This is a genomic window from Psychrobacter glacincola (genome assembly GCF_904846075.1).
GTDB classification, from domain to species: Bacteria; Pseudomonadota; Gammaproteobacteria; order Pseudomonadales; family Moraxellaceae; genus Psychrobacter; species Psychrobacter glacincola_C.
Window position 1 is genome coordinate 871,386 of the sequence record NZ_CAJGZH010000001.1, and the last position, 17,709, is coordinate 889,094.

14 protein-coding genes are annotated in these 17,709 nt (G+C 43.4%); 7 read left to right on the forward strand and 7 right to left on the reverse strand.

What is annotated here, in order from left to right; genetic code table 11:
* Positions 1 to 28 precede the first annotated feature (28 nt).
* The gene (locus tag JMW85_RS03820) at positions 29 to 961 is read left to right on the forward strand and encodes an electron transfer flavoprotein subunit alpha/FixB family protein (protein ID WP_201580987.1); all 933 of its coding nucleotides are present in this window, start codon (positions 29 to 31) and stop codon (positions 959 to 961) included.
* A 94-nt stretch (positions 962 to 1,055) separates the two neighbouring features.
* Here the strand turns inward: JMW85_RS03820 and JMW85_RS03825 are convergent, their stop codons facing one another.
* Together JMW85_RS03825 and JMW85_RS03830 are read right to left on the reverse strand one after the other, a co-directional pair.
* Positions 1,056 to 1,850 carry a TrmH family RNA methyltransferase gene (locus tag JMW85_RS03825; protein ID WP_201580988.1) on the reverse strand — a complete coding sequence of 265 codons (795 nt, stop codon included), beginning with the start codon at positions 1,848 to 1,850 and terminating at the stop codon, positions 1,056 to 1,058.
* Positions 1,851 to 1,953: 103 nt separating this feature from the next.
* On the reverse strand, positions 1,954 to 2,937 hold the full coding sequence (locus tag JMW85_RS03830; protein ID WP_201580989.1) for a class 1 fructose-bisphosphatase: 984 nt from the start codon (positions 2,935 to 2,937) through the stop codon (positions 1,954 to 1,956).
* A gap of 416 nt (positions 2,938 to 3,353) precedes the next feature.
* Between JMW85_RS03830 and JMW85_RS03835 the strand changes: the two genes are divergently transcribed.
* From JMW85_RS03835 to JMW85_RS03845, 3 genes are all read left to right on the forward strand, one after another.
* On the forward strand, positions 3,354 to 4,427 hold the full coding sequence (locus JMW85_RS03835; RefSeq protein WP_201580990.1) for an aspartate carbamoyltransferase catalytic subunit: 1,074 nt from the start codon (positions 3,354 to 3,356) through the stop codon (positions 4,425 to 4,427).
* A gap of 90 nt (positions 4,428 to 4,517) precedes the next feature.
* Positions 4,518 to 5,699, forward strand: a complete 1,182-nt coding sequence (locus JMW85_RS03840) for a dihydroorotase (RefSeq protein ID WP_201581238.1) — start codon at positions 4,518 to 4,520, stop codon at positions 5,697 to 5,699.
* Positions 5,692 to 6,240: a DUF2127 domain-containing protein gene (locus tag JMW85_RS03845; RefSeq protein WP_227681653.1), complete on the forward strand. Its 549-nt coding sequence runs from the start codon at positions 5,692 to 5,694 to the stop codon at positions 6,238 to 6,240. The genes JMW85_RS03840 and JMW85_RS03845 overlap by 8 nt, the downstream gene beginning before the upstream one ends.
* A gap of 118 nt (positions 6,241 to 6,358) precedes the next feature.
* Here the strand turns inward: JMW85_RS03845 and JMW85_RS03850 are convergent, their stop codons facing one another.
* From JMW85_RS03850 to JMW85_RS03865, 4 genes are all read right to left on the reverse strand, one after another.
* Positions 6,359 to 7,633, reverse strand: coding sequence for a cation:proton antiporter (locus JMW85_RS03850; RefSeq protein WP_087814710.1), 1,275 nt, complete (start codon positions 7,631 to 7,633; stop codon positions 6,359 to 6,361).
* A gap of 93 nt (positions 7,634 to 7,726) precedes the next feature.
* Entirely contained in the window at positions 7,727 to 9,340 is a 1,614-nt protein-coding gene (locus JMW85_RS03855; protein ID WP_227681654.1) for a DUF2254 domain-containing protein, read from the reverse strand.
* 184 nt (positions 9,341 to 9,524) lie between these two features.
* Complete coding sequence (locus JMW85_RS03860) at positions 9,525 to 12,800, reverse strand: M66 family metalloprotease (RefSeq protein ID WP_307783095.1); 3,276 nt, start codon at positions 12,798 to 12,800, stop codon at positions 9,525 to 9,527.
* A 152-nt stretch (positions 12,801 to 12,952) separates the two neighbouring features.
* A complete protein-coding gene (locus tag JMW85_RS03865) occupies positions 12,953 to 14,494 on the reverse strand; it encodes a YihY family inner membrane protein (protein ID WP_201580992.1) in 1,542 nt (513 codons plus the stop codon).
* A 313-nt stretch (positions 14,495 to 14,807) separates the two neighbouring features.
* Between JMW85_RS03865 and wrbA the strand changes: the two genes are divergently transcribed.
* Together wrbA and JMW85_RS03875 are read left to right on the forward strand one after the other, a co-directional pair.
* A complete protein-coding gene (gene wrbA, locus JMW85_RS03870) occupies positions 14,808 to 15,425 on the forward strand; it encodes an NAD(P)H:quinone oxidoreductase (RefSeq protein WP_060490546.1) in 618 nt (205 codons plus the stop codon).
* 62 nt (positions 15,426 to 15,487) lie between these two features.
* Entirely contained in the window at positions 15,488 to 15,964 is a 477-nt protein-coding gene (locus JMW85_RS03875) for a hypothetical protein (RefSeq protein ID WP_201580993.1), read from the forward strand.
* An 89-nt stretch (positions 15,965 to 16,053) separates the two neighbouring features.
* Here JMW85_RS03875 and JMW85_RS03880 read toward each other — a convergent pair whose 3' ends face one another.
* On the reverse strand, positions 16,054 to 16,824 hold the full coding sequence (locus tag JMW85_RS03880; protein ID WP_201580994.1) for a DUF3108 domain-containing protein: 771 nt from the start codon (positions 16,822 to 16,824) through the stop codon (positions 16,054 to 16,056).
* 538 nt (positions 16,825 to 17,362) lie between these two features.
* Between JMW85_RS03880 and JMW85_RS03885 the strand changes: the two genes are divergently transcribed.
* Complete coding sequence (locus JMW85_RS03885) at positions 17,363 to 17,656, forward strand: co-chaperone GroES (protein WP_041757514.1); 294 nt, start codon at positions 17,363 to 17,365, stop codon at positions 17,654 to 17,656.
* The last annotated feature ends 53 nt before the right edge of the window (positions 17,657 to 17,709 follow it).

Genomic DNA, 17,709 nt, shown 5'->3' on the forward strand with positions numbered 1-17,709 from the left:
ATGATACGAACAAAAAAGGATTAAAATCATGGCAATTTTGGTATATGCAGAACATGACAATGCCAGTCTAAAAAAGGCAACTTTGAACACCATCGCTGCAGCTCAGCAAATTGGCGGTGACATCCATGTATTGGTCGCTGGTAGTGGCAGCCAAGCTGTCGCTGACCAAGCAGCTAAAGCAGTAGGCGTGGCTAAAGTACTATTAGCAGACAATGCGGCTTATGAGCATCAATTGGCAGGTAACGTGGCCTTATTGGTTGCTGATATCGCTGGTGATTACAGCCATATCCTCGCACCAGCAACTACCACTGGCAAAAACTTCATGCCACGCGTTGCTGCTTTACTTGACGTTAGCATGTTGTCAGAAATATCAGCAGTGGTAGATGCGCAAACGTTTGAACGTCCTATCTATGCTGGTAACGCAACAGCCACCGTTAAAACCTCAGAAGACAAAGTCGTATTGACTGTACGTACGACAGCTTTTGATCCTGTTGCAAGCGAAGGCGGTTCAGCCACTGTTGAAGCCATTGACAATGTGCAAGAACTCGGTAAAGCAAGTTTTGTTAATGAAGAGATGGCGAAATCTGACCGTCCTGAGCTAACATCAGCAAGCATTGTGGTATCTGGTGGTCGTGCGTTAGCAAACGGCGAAAACTTCACCAAATATATCGAGCCATTGGCTGATAAACTTGGCGCTGCTGTTGGCGCATCACGTGCCGCTGTTGACGCAGGTTACGTACCAAACGATATGCAGGTCGGTCAAACGGGTAAAATCGTTGCGCCAGATTTATATATCGCTGCGGGTATTTCAGGTGCGATTCAGCATTTAGCGGGTATGAAAGATTCTAAAGTCATCGTTGCGATTAATAATGACCCAGAAGCGCCTATCGCTAGCGTTGCAGATTACTTCTTGGAAGCGGATTTATTTACAGCATTGCCTGAGCTGACTAGCAAAATCTAAGTAATTGTTTGTAAAACTGAAATAAAAAACCCGCTATTATTGATAGCGGGTTTTTCGTATTTGATAGGTATGTTTTTGATTCAGTCAAATAACATTAGTTATAATTTCTTTGACGTAGTGTTTCATACAAGCATAATGAGCCTGCAATGGCGACATTCAGACTTTCTTGACCATTAGGCTGTGGTAGAGCGATAGGGGTGGCGCACTGCATCAGCTCATCACAAACGCCTTGACCTTCATGACCCATAATCCAAGCAATAGGTTGCTTTAAGTCATGTTGATAAATGACTGTATCAGTATGGGAGCTGGTGGCAAATAGCGGTGTTTGTACATGTTTCAAAACATCTTGCGCACTTAGACCTTCATAAATAGTCAGAGCAAACTGAGCGCCCATGCCTGCTCGTAATGTCTTAGGGGACCACGCTTGTGCCGTAGCGCTGGTACAGAGTATGTTCTTGATGCCAACCGCTGCTGCGGTGCGTAATAGCGTGCCCACATTGCCGCTGTCTTGTACATCATTTAAAATCAAGCAGTCATTATCAATCATCGATAAACGAGGCGTTGGTACTTTAATGATTGCCATGATATCGATACCAGTACCTAAGCTACGAATGCTCTCATACAGCGAATTTGATAACGTTAAAATAGGCGTATAAGTAGGCAAGCGCGTCAAAATTTGCTGAACCTCAGGATGGTTGTGCGCAGACTCTGCGAGTAGGATTTGGGCAAACGGGTAGTCACTACGCAGCGCCGCATCGATGAGATGCACGCCCTCAATTACCGTTTGCCCTTGCTTCTTCCGCTGCCGCGCTTGCGTTAACAAGGATTTGACAAGTTTAACGGTCGTATTTTTATCTGAGGTAATAAGCTCGGTGGGATTTGCTACCATAGTGGATCGCTTAGAGAAAAATATAAAAAAATTAAACGATCAGTATAAAGCTTATAAATGCTCTGTCTTTATACTGATTGTTATCAAAGTAAAGGCAAAGTGCTTATTTATCAGCGTAAGTTACATGCAGATTTTTAACATAATCAACTTCATTTTTGCTGCCTAGTACCACTGGGACGCGTTGGTGAATATCGGTTGGCTCTATGTCTAAAATGCGATTGACTGCATCAGTAGCAGCGCCACCCGCACGCTCAATCAATAAGCTCATTGGATTGGCTTCATACATCAAGCGTAATTTGCCCGCTTTATTGGCATATTTGGTATCGAACGGATAAGTGAAGAGACCACCACGACATAAAATACGATGCACATCACCGACCATGGCCGCCACCCAGCGTGTATTGAAATCGCGACCACGGACACCCGTTTCGCCAGCAATTAACTCATCGATATACTGCTGCATGGGTGCGCGCCAGTAGCGGTAGTTTGAAGCATTGATGGCATATTCGCTGGTATCGATATCGATTTGCACGTTTTCTTGTATTAATACATAATCGTTAGTGTCAGGGTCTAGGCTAAACATCACGACATGATCGGCGATAGTTAGCGCTAGTACGGTAGAGGTGCCATAAAGCAAATAACCGGCTGCTAGCTGTTGATTACCAGCTTGCAAGAAGTCGCTATTTTCACTGATTTGACCTTGGCGCTGGTACGGTAAAATAGAAAAGATAGTGCCAACGGCCATATTAATATCGATGTTTGATGAACCATCAAGCGGATCGAACAATACCAACAAACTGCCATCTGCATTAGCAGGGGTAGCATCGTCAAGCTCTTCTGAAGCAACGCCTGCACAATGGGTATTTTTCGCCAAAGCATCTAATAATAAGTCATTGGCCAGTACGTCCAGTTTCTTTTGCTCTTCACCTTGGACGTTTTGGTTGCCAGCTTCGCCTAGAATGTCGGCTAGCGCCCCTTTTCTCAATAATTGTGAGATGGTTTTACCCACGTCAGTGACAGTCGTAATAACGTCACTTAGTGCAGGATTGGGTGAATAATCATTGAGATAGTCTGTAAGGGTTGTCATAAGGCTTCCTAATAAATGCTGTTAAAATAAAGGCTACTGAAACTAAGGATTAAATAAGGGGTTGGAAAATCGGTTGGGTCGCACGTTACAGACCTAAATCTGGCAAATTTTTAAATACCTCGCACGGCATCTTTGTCCTGACCACAAAATCAGCTACACTATCACTATTATTATTTATTTATCGTTTGGCTAAGCGGATTTTTGATGATGGTTTTGACAGGTCTATGGCTACTGCCCAAGAGGATAACAATGGCTGTTTTTTACGGCGCTATGTCTCTCACTGCCACTGGGGTAAATTGTAGCAAATAAGTGCCAAAATGTCCTTGTCTCTGTGCTTATCGTCGACTATAAATCGCCAAAAAACGCATAAATAATGATTATTAAATCATATAAACCAACAATAAAGACCTGCCATTATGCCAAATTCTACCGATAGCCGCTCAACTCAGACAGTCTCGCCAACGGATTATGCCAAATTCGACCCTGATACCATTCATGAGAAACTTGATGCGTCGTTAAGTCGTCCGCAGCTTAATAGCGATGGCAGTATTCGCCATTTTTTGGGGGTGGAAGGTCTTAATAAAGCGCAGTTGCAAGCGATTATTGCCAAAGCAGAGACGTTTTTTGATGATAATGGACAGCTCATTAACCGTCCTGAGCTCGAAGGCTATACGGTAATGAATTTGTTTTTTGAACCGTCAACGCGTACCCGTACGACCTTTGAAGTAGCCGAAAAGCGTCTCGGTGCCAATGTGCTCAATATCGATATCGAGCGCTCTAGTACCAAAAAAGGTGAAAGCTTGCGCGATACGCTGTGGAATCTACAAGCCATGACGGCAGATATTTTTGTGGTACGGCATTCAGCGTCGGGCGCTGCTCATTTTATGGCAACAGAGGTCACACCCGATATTGCTATTATTAATGGCGGTGATGGCTGGCATGCGCATCCCACGCAAGGGATGCTTGATATGCTCACTATTCATCGTGAAGCGCCGCGCCCATTCGAGGAGTTGTCAGTGGCTATCGTTGGCGATATCAAGCATTCGCGAGTGGCGCGCTCAGATATCAGTGCACTACAGACCTTGGGCGTAAAAGACATTCGCGTCTGTGCGCCGCGCACCTTATTACCGAAAGGTATTGAGCGTTTCGGCGTACAAGTCTATGAAGATATGAATGAATGTGTCACGGACTGTGATGTCATTATGGGATTAAGAATTCAAAACGAACGTATCGGCTCGCCACTATTGGCATCATCGAGTGAATATTATAAACACTACGGTATTACACCAGAGCGCATGGCGTTGGCTAAGCCCGATGCGTTGGTCATGCATCCAGGGCCGATGAACCGCGGTGTTGAGATTGCATCAAGCGTTGCCGATGGCGACCAGTCAGTGATTTTAAAACAGGTGAATAACGGCATCGCTATTCGTATGGCAGTACTGTCGCTAGCTATGGAAGGTCAGCGCGCTCACCAAGCCGCGAGTAAATAATCCTCTGCCTCGCTGTTTTATATTTATTTATCCCATTTTATTGATACGGTAATAACGCTCATGACAACTATGTTAAATACGGATGCAACGATACTTAACCATCTTCCTCAATCATTTAAAGACTCACTATCAAGTGCTACAGCAGATAAGTTGGCTTCACTCGAAGCTGGGCGTGAAATGTGGCTACTGCCGCCTTTGGTTGATCTGTGCGCCCGCTTGCGTGAACCGGGTCAACAACAACATGGCACTTTGGAGTCAGAAGGGCGCGCTGCTCGTGGCAATGGTTTTCTGCATGTGGTCATTCCTCCTGATAGCAATCCTATCTTAGAGAACGGTTCATTATTAAAAGGCTTACGTGAGCGCGCGCTTGGTGATGGCGGCATATATTTGCATATTTTGGGTGCATTGACTGCTGGTTTAGAAGGTGAGCGCCCATCAAATATCGCTGGGCTTAAAAAAGGCGGTTGTATAGCCGTTTCTAATGCGCGCCGCCCTTTTCGCAATGATTTAGTATTACTGCGTACACTGGAATACGCCGCGACTTTTAATATGAAAGTATTTTTTTATCCTGATGAGCCAAGTCTATCTGGTGATGGCGTGGCGCATGAAGGTTATATCGCGTCATATCACGGCTTGCAAGGGATTCCTTGGATCGCTGAAACGGTTGCCTTGTCAACGCAGTTGCTGATGGTTGAAGAAACAGGCATCGCTGCTCACTTTAGTCAATTATCCTGTAAATCTTCAATCGAATTGATGCGCTGGGCAAAAGATAAAGGTCTGCCCGTGACTTGTGATGTGGCGATGCATCAGTTGTATTTGACCGATGATAATTTAGAGGGTTTTAACGCCCAAGCCTATGTATTACCACCCCTGCGTAGTAATACCGATCAGCAAGCCATCCGCCGTGGTCTAAAAGATGGCACCATTGATGCGATATGTAGCCATCATGAACCATTGAACAGTACCGCTAAAAAAGCCCCATTTGCTGAGAGCACACCAGGCATCTCAAATTTTGATACCTTTATGGCGCTGGCTTGTCAGCTAGTCAATGATGAGGTGTTAACCTTAGAGCAACTTGTCGATAAAATCTGTCTCAATCCGGCGAAAATCGCTGGTATTAGTGAGCAATATGAAAAAATCGGCGGCGCAGTACTGGTGGATCCTAAGTTAGAGTGGCAAGTGACCGCACAATCCATGCTGTCCAATGGTAAAAACACGCCATTCTTTAATCAGCAGTTACAAGGCTGCGTTGTGGAGACTTTCTTTGGCTAATTTGCCTAGGCAGGATGATAGTCTGCAACCATCCTCGAAGGATAGCGATCATCACTTGCGCAATAAGACCATCAAGTCGCACAGTACTGCTAGTGAATCTATCAAAGCGGTGGCAATCTATGAGGTGGTTAAAGGGGTCGGTGCACTATTAGGGGCAGGGGCTTTATGGTCATGGCATACTGACCTTGAGCATTGGCTGACGACGGCGACTGCTTCTTGGCAACAGACTTTTGGACAGCTACTGGCACCGCAAGTTGACAGTGCAGTACGGATTGCCCAGCAGGCAAGTAAAAACTGGTCATTATTCTTGTTATTAATCTTTGCTTACGCCAGTCTACGTTTTCTTGAGGCTTATGGCTTATGGCAAGATAAAACATGGGCGTATTGGTTTGGTGTGCTGGGTTATGGGGTGTTTATTCCTATTGAGCTTTACTATCTAATCGTTAGCCCATTTGATTGGTTTAAGCTTGGGATATTAGTCTCGAATCTTCTTATTGTGGTCGTGGTCTATCGTAATATGAAGCGTAAAGGCTTGATATAAAAAGGGCTTATTATAGTGCCTATCAAAAAAACTGAATGTGTATGAAAAAGCCAGCGTAAGATAGTATCTTATGCTGGCTTTTTTTTGCTAAAACGATTGGCTTAAAACTGGTTACAAATTATGGCTTTGCTGTACTCTTATCAGTGCGAATGCTTTTGGCGACTTTGCCAATACTCAAACCTTGCACCAAGATAGAGAATATCACCACTGCATAAGTGAGTGCCAACAAGATATCGCGTTCGGTTCCCAGCGGCAGCTGCAATACTAAAGCAACCGAAATACCACCACGTAATCCGCCCCATGTCAGCACTTTCCATGCACCAGTCGGTAAATCGAGCTGACGATGAAAGGTTTTGGTCGTCATACCTACAACGATAAAACGCGCAACTAGGGCAATGACAATCGTCAAGCCAGCGGCGATAAATAAATTACCCGAATAAGCAATCATCACTACTTCTAAACCAATGAGTACGAATAAAATAGCATTGAGAATTTCATCGATTAATTCCCAAAATAAATCAATATAATGCCGCGTTTTATCGCTCATCGCCAATGCTCGTCCGCGATTACCAACCATTAATCCCATCATCACCATGGCGAGTGGTCCTGATAAATGCCAATGGCTGGCGAGTGCATAACCACCTATCACACCAGCAAGCGTTAATAACACTTCTTCTTGATAGCTATCGATACTTTTCAGCATGTAATACAAAATCGCCCCAAGTACTAAGCCAAAAATAATGCCGCCACCAGCTTCAACCGCTAGAGTATGCGCCACATAATTGGCGGTTGGGATATCACCACTGGATAAAATCCCTAGCAGCAATACAAAGATGACAACGCCGATACCATCATTAAATAAAGACTCGCCCGCGATGACCGTTTCTATACTTTTTGGCGCGCCAGCCGATGCCAAAATACCCATTACGGCAATGGGATCGGTCGGTGATATTAGAGCACCGAATAGCAAACACCAAAGAAACGGCAAACCGAAACCAAGCAGCGGCAGCATAAAATAAAGCGCCGTGGCGATAAGCATCGCAGAGACGATGGTGCCGACGCAAGCAAGGATACCAATAGGCAGTTTATAACGTTTTAAATCGCTGATATTGACGTGCAGCGCCCCTGCAAATAACAGCATAGAGAGCATGCCATCTAATAAGACTTCGGTAAAATCAAGCTGCTCTAATAAGCTTACTTCATAATCAATGAGCTGATCAAAGCCCAAAAAGCCCAAAAATATGGCGCCAATAGATAATAAAATGGAGATAACCATCACGCCAATCGTGGTCGGTAGACCAATAAAACGATGGTTAACGTAAGTTAATAGGGCTGTGATTGATAAGAATATCGCGCTGATTTCAAGTATGGTTAGGCTACTGGTAGGGGCCATGAAAAAATTCTCAAGTGAGTTTAAAATTGTCATAAGCTTAGCGCTTACAAACACTAAATAGGTTTGATTTTAGTTTAGTTATCGTTTGTCTTTTTATTTTGATTGCGTTTGTAATGCTTGGCGAATATGGGCATCAAACGCGCTAACATAGTTAAAATACTGATGACGAGCATCGTTGCTAAGTATAAATTGTTGGGCTTGTTGGCACATCGCGCTCAAGTCATCTACCAGCTCTTGATAGCTTAGGTTTTCTTCTCCTGCGCGCTCAATCAGTTTTATCTCATGCAATAGGGTTTGCTGCTGTGCGTTATTTACGCGAGCATAACTTAGATTGACCATCGCCTGACATAGCGCTTTTAAGACCATCAAATCTGCTGCTGCATACCGACGTATCTCGCCTAGTGATGTATTGATAAAATCAGATATTTTGGGAGTATGAGTAACTATGGCTAATATCGCCAAGCGTCGCTGTTTAACTTCGGCTTTCGATGAATCATCCTTTTGTGCCGGTGTATAAAAATGATAGGGGCTGGGTGGCTGACGACGCATCATAATACTTAAGCAACTGGTCAGTGACTGTACGCAGTTGACCGCTGTTTTTGGATCATTGATACCAGGCGATAAGGCACGGACGGCGATTTCAGTCATTTGTCCCAAGCTATAAGCAATATCGTTAGAATGAGTCAATCGTTGTTCGATACGTATACAGCCTGCAAAGCGTTGCCAAAAAATTCCGTCAGGGGCACGCGGTACAACAGCTAAAGATGGCGTCGCTGTTTTCTGTTGATTGTTTGGATGATCTGCTGGACGCTGGTAAAAGTAGCCGATGACGTTTTTGTCAGTGACATAATCACCAAGATTAATACGCATTTGCACCACGCCGCCATAGTCTTGTGTCAGTGTAATCAGTGACTCAAGGTAAAATTGTTGGACATAACCTGAGCTTGGTGGATAAATAGGCATCGCTGACCAATGATGAAACTGTTCAATATCATGATGTTCTATATCGCGTTGATGCTGGATATCGCAATGATCACGATACCAATAGTGAATATTATTAATCGCATCATTGCTGGCGTTTTGAATCACATGGGAAGCTTGAATGGCATGTACCATATGCTGTACAAAGTACACCAGCAACAGCGCACATATAATTGCCATGATAATCGCAAAAGTCACTGCAAGCTGTGGCACACCAAAAGCCACGTCATATTTATGGATGGATTTTAACACCAATAAACTATAACTAAACGTGCCAATGAACGCCCCCAATACAAACTGGTTAGGCGTATCTGTCAAAAAATTGCGCAATAGCCGTGGGCCAAATTGCGAAGAGGCCATCGACAGCACGGCGATTGTAATGGAAAAGGTCGTGCCTGCTACGCCTAATACTGCACCTGCAATCGCTGTCATGATAGCGCGCGCCGCATCGTCGTCACCGGTAAAAGCAAAGATAATCTCTCGGACTGTTTCGCGGTCAAAGTGTTGATCGATAGTGACCAATAAAGGCGCAAGCAATATACCTACAATGACGCACGCCGTTGGGATAAACCAATAAGAGCCAATAAGCTGCTGCCATAGGTTTCTTAGTCGATCAGGCATATCGGTCAGTGTCTGTAGCGACCATAACTGGGCAAACTGCTTTAGTCTGTGCGTTATTGTCAGCAATGCAGAGTTAAACCAGCCACTTTCAGGGTGTCTATTCAATATTATATGCTCCACAAATGACCTAAAAAGCGACCCATTTTTTATTACTAAGCCAGGATTTTATTTGGCTAATAAAACCTCTTAAGAGTAAATTACCTTACCATATAAGCCACAAAGATTAAAAATTTAGTAAAAAATAAGCCCCTATCATAGGAGCTTATTTTTAGCATGATGGATTGTTTTGTTAATTGACTAGATTGTCAATCCAAGTGCTTACCGCAGTGCTTAGTTTTGCTAATACTGAAGGCTCTTCTTTACTGTCCATACTTAATGAGCGCGTTTGCATATCATCCGTCGATACTGGCTGTTTTTGCAGACTATCTACGATTAACGGTAGATTGTTACCAGCGGTTGCTAAGATAAAGCTTGGGTTTTTAGTCAGCGTCGCCCACTTTTGATTCCAGCCACCACTACAATTGTAAGTAATTAAGCTTCCGCGATTATCTACTAAATTACCAGTACGCAAATCAAAGCATTTGCCACCTTGTTTGATTTGGTCGGCACCGTTCATCTCCCAAACTTGCGCTGGCGAGTCCAAGCTACAAGCGCCTAAAACCACCCAAGAACCTTGTTCCGTTAAACACTGATCTAATGCCATTTTGCTATGAATTTTACCTTTAAGATCGTAAATCCACTGTTCAGAGTCGTCACCAGTACAGCCACTTGGACCACTAATAAAGCTATTTAACTTACCACCTTCTAGAGTTTCAACTTTAAGGCAGTTGTTGCCATTACGGATAGTAGTCATATTATCTAAAGGTTTGTCATCTTGTAGCTCTAAATCTACAACAAACTTTTGAAATTCGGTAAGTGCTTCAGGCTCTTTTTTGATTAAATCCGTACGATAGACATTGACCCAACGGTTTAGACGATTTAGAGTTTCTTGCTGCTTCTCATAACGCTCTAATGTTTGGAGTGCTAAAGGGCTAAGCTCATCACGATACTCTTTGTAAGAATCATATAATAACTGACCGTTGGCGTCTAAACTAATAGTCGAATTTTCTGTTTGAGCAAGAAGTTTCTGCTCTAAGGTTGGCAATTCTACCTTTCTTAGTGCCGTATAGCCCTGTTCTTTACCAAAGGTAACCGCGGGTTTAATCGCATCACTATATTGACGAATATCAATGGTTGAGAGCTGTACTTGTGCTTCATTGACCTTTTTACAGTACAAATCTACTTTTTTCGGGTTGTCTGCAATCGCTAAATTAACATGGAACTTATTGGCGTTACTGGTCATTCGATTAGGAGCCAACGCAATATCATTAATCGTGTTATTACTATAAGTAACGCTTAACCAGCAGCTTGTTGATTCAAGTGAGTTATTCGGTGTCGGTAACTCAAAGACGTTGCCCCAGTTACCACGTGCTTCTGGATAAATAATACCCTTTTGCGCGACAGGGTCATAACCGCCTAAAATGGTAAATACTGGCACGCCCTGCAAACGTGGTTTTAAGTAATTACCGTCGGTACTGTTGTACCAAACGTTTTTGGATTCTTTCCACACTTTAGGTTGGATGACTTCCATCTTTCTAAGCTCAGCATTCCATTTCTTATAGCCAGTTGGTGAGTCAGCGTCAAATACTGCTTTATCAAATGCTGGCTGGATCTTAATTTTTGTACTATAACCCGTATAGTGAGTATAGTTTGAATAAGCGCCACTCTGTGATCCACCAGACATCGCATCGCGACCATAGCCATAGGTGGCTAAGAAAAGAGGTTTACCAGTGAGACCATCACCCTCGACCTGTCGTGGCCAGTCTAAGTTGCTGCGCATTTTGTTTCTGACGCCATTATAGCCCCAGCCACTATTGGCATGATGCTCGGCCCAAAAGAAATCGCCGTTCTGTTCACCAGGATAATGACCCAAGCCATAATGATGACCGATTTCGTGGCTGAACTCATTACCTTGAGAGTCGATTAGGGTCAACATACCATTACCGCCGCTTAAGCCGTGGTTATATTCACCATTCTTATATTTACCGCGAGCGTGATGCGCATTGACGTTCTGGGTCAATTGCGGTTGCTCTTGACTTTGCATTGACGCACTGGTGACGCCCCAATTGGCTAAATTAATGCCAACACCAAAGGTTGATTTCGCGGTGTTTTCGCGCATATCACCAGCATAAACGCCAGCATCATTTGAGTCACTGACTGAGTCATAAATAGTGCCATTGGCGACCATTACTCGTTCGAGCTTCATGTCATCATAGCTAGCAACGGTCATTTGTGCTGCTGGAATGGTCTGGAAGTAGTCTGAACCTGCTCTTTCTGGATCGCGTAGCATATAATGACCCCAAGATTGAGGTGCATCCGTTAACATGCCCAGACGGATATTGGTCAATACCAACTCACCAGGGGCGGCAAAATCTATGTTATCTTCTGACAATTCACCGCTACGATTTTGGTCATCCACAATGCGAATTTTGAGACCACCTTGTACCTCATCCCAGTTGAGTTTGGTTGACCATGCGCGCTTACTGTAAGCAACGCGAGGACGTTGGTCAGTGTTAGTCTGATCCGTGTCTGGGATTTGAGTCGGATCGGCTAAATTGATAGTTCGTAATAAAACCCCGTCTTTGTAAATTTCAGCCGCTAATTTATTAATATCACCCATTTCAAGCGTAGGCGTCACCAATAATAGCGCCTCTTTTTCTGCCGTCAGGCGCGGCATGTTTTTTGCTTCGTTACCCTGTGGATCAACGGTATGATTCTGCCCAAACTGTATCATCGCTTGAAAATCGCCAACCAAGTCTGGACGAATAGCACGAATTTCTCCCGCTCTACCATCGTGGTCAAAAAACCCTAATAAATAAAAATCAGCAATATCCTTTTTTGGTTCTGGATATTTAATAGGCGTACTTGGTTCAAGTGGCGTAGCAGGAATACTCGTTACTGGTGGTTTAACAGGCGTGCTAGGCTCAAGCGGCGTAGCAGGAATACTCGTTACCGGTGGTTTAACAGGCGTACTTGGCTCAAGCGGCGTAGCAGGAATACTCGTTACTGGCGGCTTAATAGGCGTAGCAGGAATACTCGTTGCTGGTGGCTTAATAGGCGTAGCTGGCACAAGTGGCGTAGCAGGAATACTCGTTGTTGGTGGCTTAATAGGCGTACTTGGTTCAAGTGGCGTAGCAGGAATACTCGTTATTGGTGGCTTAATAGGCGTACTTGGTTCGAGTGGCGTAGCAGGAATACTCGTTATTGGTGGCTTAATAGGCGTACTTGGTTCAAGTGGCGTAGCAGGAATGCTCGTTGCTGGCGGCTTAATAGGAGTACTTGGCCCAATTGGCGTAGCAGGAAGACTCGTTGCTGGTGGTTTAACAGGCGGCGTTTCTACTGGTAGATTAATGGTTGGTGGTACAAGTGATGATGTGCTGCCATCACCTTCACCACAAGCAGAAAGCATAATGGATACGACACAAATGCTTAGCGCTGTTACTGGGAATGCTATTGTATTTTTCAAGTTATTGCCCTAATAAAGTTTAAGGCAATATAACAGCTGTGTTAGCATCTCGTACGACTTTTGTTCGATGTATAATAATAAGTTCTATTATAACCTCTAGTGAAAACTAATTTTTATTATTCAATATACTTCATTCATTACTAATGCTTTTCTTAATTCGTCTTTGGATTATCTGATTCAGTAATGATATCGCCTTTATAATTAAAGAGATTACCATTGGTTTTAATTTGAGAGTCATTCAAATCTTTAGGGATAAGAATCTCATTATCCTGCTCATCGCATTCAATATCACTGTCTTTATCATAAGCTATTGGGTCAAAGTGTGGGGTGTCTTTGATCGGTGCATTCTTGTCTAATGCTGCAGTGGTCGCCGAGGTTTTTCTAAATAAATTTGATTGACCGCCTTTGATGCCTTTTCCATTAGAATCAGCTTTTTTACGTGGCTCACTATTGGCAAAAATAGCATTTAACGGTAGATCTAACTGTTGCTTGGCATAAGCTTCCGTATTCTCAAAACGGTTGACTAGCAAGCTAAGCCAAGGTTTTTGATCCTCTGGCCCCATCTCATCTAGCTCATCTTTGATAGGCAAGGGGTAAGGTAGGGTGCGATAAAAATCCCATAACGTCATTTTGCTCAAATCTCTCTTGAGCACATAATCATTATCTTCAGTCATGGTGATTAAATTGCTGTCTTGCAGATAATTAATATAGGTATACCATTTCGGTAGCTCTTTGCGTCCTAGCACATTACGTAGCGCTTGTTCGCTTACCGCTTCGCCTTTTAAATGGTGGGTATAAACGAGGTTTAGCATATCGAGCAAACTTAGGAGAGGGTGGCGTGGATAGACCTCTTCAGTCTCAAAAATCGTCAAGGTATAGCTAATCTCAACACCTAATAGAATTAAATTCCAAGACAAATATATCCATAATAAGAAGATGGGCAGTGCCGCAAAAGCCCCGTAAATCGCTTCATAACTGGTGAAGTTTGCCATTACTGTACCAAACAGGTGCTTCATCAGCTCGAATACGATAGCGACGAAGAGACCAGCAATGGCTGCATTTTTTGCGGGTACGCGGGCTTTTGGAATGAACCAGTACATACCAATAAAGCCTGCGACAGTGATACCAATGGATACGGCTTGTACCCAAAAAGACCAGTCAATGCCATAACCAGCAATTTGTCGATTTAAAAAACTCAAACTTTGTACCGCGCTTGAAGCAAGAAATGCCGTACCCAGTACTAACGGTCCTAACGTGACGATGGTCCAGTAGCGCAGCATACTTTTCATACCGCCAGAGCGATTTTCTACCCGCCAGATTTGGTTAAATGCGCGCTCGATGGTTGTTAACGTCATAATGGTCGTAAAAAATAACACCATCGCCCCAATGATGGTTAGATTTGAGGATTTTTCAGCAAAGCTATTGATGTACTCACTGACCTGCATGCTTGATTGTGGTAGCAAGTTACTATAAATCACTTCATATATCTGTGCTCTAACGGATGCAAGTGCTGGTACAGAAGATAGGATCATCAATAAGACGGTTAGGACGGGTACAATTGACAACATAGTCGTGTAGGTCAGCGATGCCGCTTTTTGCTGGCAATTGTCTTCAAAAAAGTGCCGAGTCAAGAATCGTAAAAATTGAAACCAGCGTTGATGTAAAAACGGGATTTTTTTTGATAAATTTTCCATATCGACCATTTAGCAGGTGTTTGAGTGACAGTAGTGTAACAAAGATATGCTGTTACCATCTGCGGTTTAATTGTGTCAAAATGCACAGCAGCAACCTCTCTAGCAGGTTATTAGCGACAATGTGTACCAAGGCTGTTTGCATGTCAGTGAATGACTGGGGCATAATATATACCTGCATTTAGGCTATCTGTCACAGGTTGCGTATAGCTATGTAATAAGCAAAGCTTTATGCTTAAGATGTGGCTATATAGAAGCTGTTGTAGGTGATTAGAATCAACAATAACATTAATGGTTTTATGAGGAAGTATTGCTAATGAGTCAGACCGCCCCTTATGTTTTGGTGCTCTATTATTCAAATTACGGTACGACTAAGACATTGGCTTATGCTATCGCTCAAGGTATTGAGGATGCTGGTATGACAGCCCGTATCCGTACTGTACCAACGGTTGCACCCGAGACCACATCGAGCAAGCCTGCGATACCTGATGAAGGTGACTTGTATTGCACTATGGACGATCTAAAAGACTGTATGGGTTTGGCGCTTGGTAGCCCGACGCACTTCGGTAATATGGCTGCACCCATGAAATATTTTTGGGACAATACGGTCACTATTTGGCTGGCAGGTAATTTACAGAACAAACCTGCTGCTGTATTTACTGCGACCGGCTCGATGCACGGCGGTCAAGAGACGACATTGCTGACCATGATGTTGCCGTTGATGCATCACGGCATGATCCTTGTTGGTGTGCCTTATGCTGAGCCTGCGCTTAATCGTACTCATCGTGGTGGCTCGCCTTATGGTGCCAGCCACGTGAGTGGGGCGTTGCATGATCAACCTGTCTCAGCTGATGAGCGCGAGTTGGCTATCGCCCAAGGTCGCCGCTTGGCTATTAGTGCTACTGCATTGGCGCAAGCTAACTGGACTCGCTAAGCGGATTTTTATAGCATGCAAGGTCTTATATAACGCTATTAATTAGGAAGTAAATATATCTAATGGTCACAAACCGCTCCGATAGTGAGATAAGCGCACCAGCCAAAAAATCTGCCAAACCTGCTAAGCTTAAAAAGCCGATTACGCCCATTCGTCAGCGCTTGATGGTGACTTGGCTGATTTGGTTGGTTTATAGACTGCTTGGGCTACCTGTTTTTATCAATGTTTTTAATCCCAGTAGTCCTGATATCATTGGCGGTATCGCCTGGCAAGCATTATGGCTAGTGCCAGCATTTATTTTGACGCCCGCGATACTACGTGGTCGTTCGCCATATGTGCTATTGATAGGCAGTATGCTTACCTTGGTTTATTTGGGGGCGAGTGGTGTGGTGCTGTTTACCCGCGTTTACGGCAGCAGCTGGGCAGAGATAGTGGTTTATCTGCTTGATTTTGTTTTATTACTGGCCATCAATATTTGGTTATTTATTCTACTAAAGCGTCTTCCTTCAATGAACAACGTCGTTAAGCAGCCGCGTTAGTTGATTTAGCGAAGTTTAAGACAAAAAAAGCGGCGCTCTATTTAGAGCGCCGCTTTTTCTATGTTATTTCTGCTTATTTAATAAAAAGCTTAATTTACTTTGGTTAATTCTAAATCCATCTTTTTGCCATCATTAATTTGGCTAACTTTTACTGGTAGGTAATCTAAGCTTGGTGCGAGCCAAAAACTGGTAGAACGACTATTGTCATCGTGGATACGGTCGACACGTACGGTATCAAATGTGCCAGCTGGAACGGTAATCTTGGTGTTACCAGATTTTTTGAAAGGGGTTTTCTCTATTTTGTCTTTTTTCGCCATGTAATAGTTACCAGAGAATTTACCGTTCAATAAATCTTGGCGAATTTGCACTTCCAAACTTAAATCATCAAAAGCTTGTTGTGCCATGTTCATGGTCGTCGATTTGCCTTTATAGTTACTCACCACCTTTTTACTGCTTGGATTAAAGTCTAATTTGTGCGTACGACCAACGCCTAATAGCTTATAAGTGGTGCTGGCTTGAGTCGGAATGACATTATTACCGTTGATGGTAAAAGTGCTGTTTTGCGAAGCACTTGCAACACCTGCCACCCGAGCATTGACATTATATTTCCAAGTATTACCTGATTTGTTAAGCGTGCGAGTAGCCGTGCCTTTATATTTGTCCTCAACGGTAAAGCTGTAGTTGGCGCTTGAAGGTTCGATATTCTTTGCGCTGGCAAGGGTTGGTGCAGTCATACTTATCGTTCCAATCGTAGCAATACTGGCCCCAGTGGTTAGGGCGGTTAAAAACTTAGACTTGCTACGTTTAGTATTATTAGTATCGGTTGTTAATGACTTTTGATCGTTTGATAAAAAACTCATGGACATTCCTTAATCGCTATTTATGGCATTGCTTATAACTATTGTTATTTTCTCAAGGACTATAATGGTCATGTCCTGCTATCTTTTCAAGAGTGCCAGCTGTCCCTGTGGTGTTGCTATTGTAGTCAAGGTTGCTGACTTCGAGCGCGATATCATCAGGCGTCACTTGCTGTAACTTGAGTAAGCAGGAGTAAGTTAATCGGTCAGTTGTAAATGATATGCGGTAACTTATCGGTACTGAAATTTAGCATTCATATGGCTGCTTTTAAAATCTTGCTAAGGCCTTTAACACGGTGCAATCCAATCAAATGACTTTTCATAAACGTCCTTACCAACTAAATAATCCACGATATGCAAAATTCTTGTAAATTTTTGGGCTTTACACTTGAAGCTAACTCACTTTGCCCCCACTTTTTGATACAAGCTCAAAGCTTATCTTTAGAATGCTGTTTTAGGCAGTAACGCCTATAGATATTGGTATTGAGACCATTAATTCAAATAAACCCTTACTGCAAATAACCAAATTATTGGAGACATATTGATGAATATTCGTCCTTTACATGATCGCATCGTTGTCCGCCGCATAGAAGAAGAAACAAAAACGGCTGGTGGTATCTTGCTTCCTGGTTCTGCTCAAGAAAAACCTTCACAAGGTGAAGTGCTAGCAACTGGTAACGGTCAGATTCGTGACAACGGCGAAACTCGCGCGTTAGATGTAAAAACTGGCGACAAAGTCTTGTTCGGTCAATATGCTGGTCAAACCGTGAAAGTTGACGGCGAAGAACTATTGATTATGAAAGAATCTGATGTATTGGGTGTGTTAGAAGGCTAGTCCTTTTTGAGTATTTTTATACTCAGCGCATTTTGACAACATTATTTAAAAAT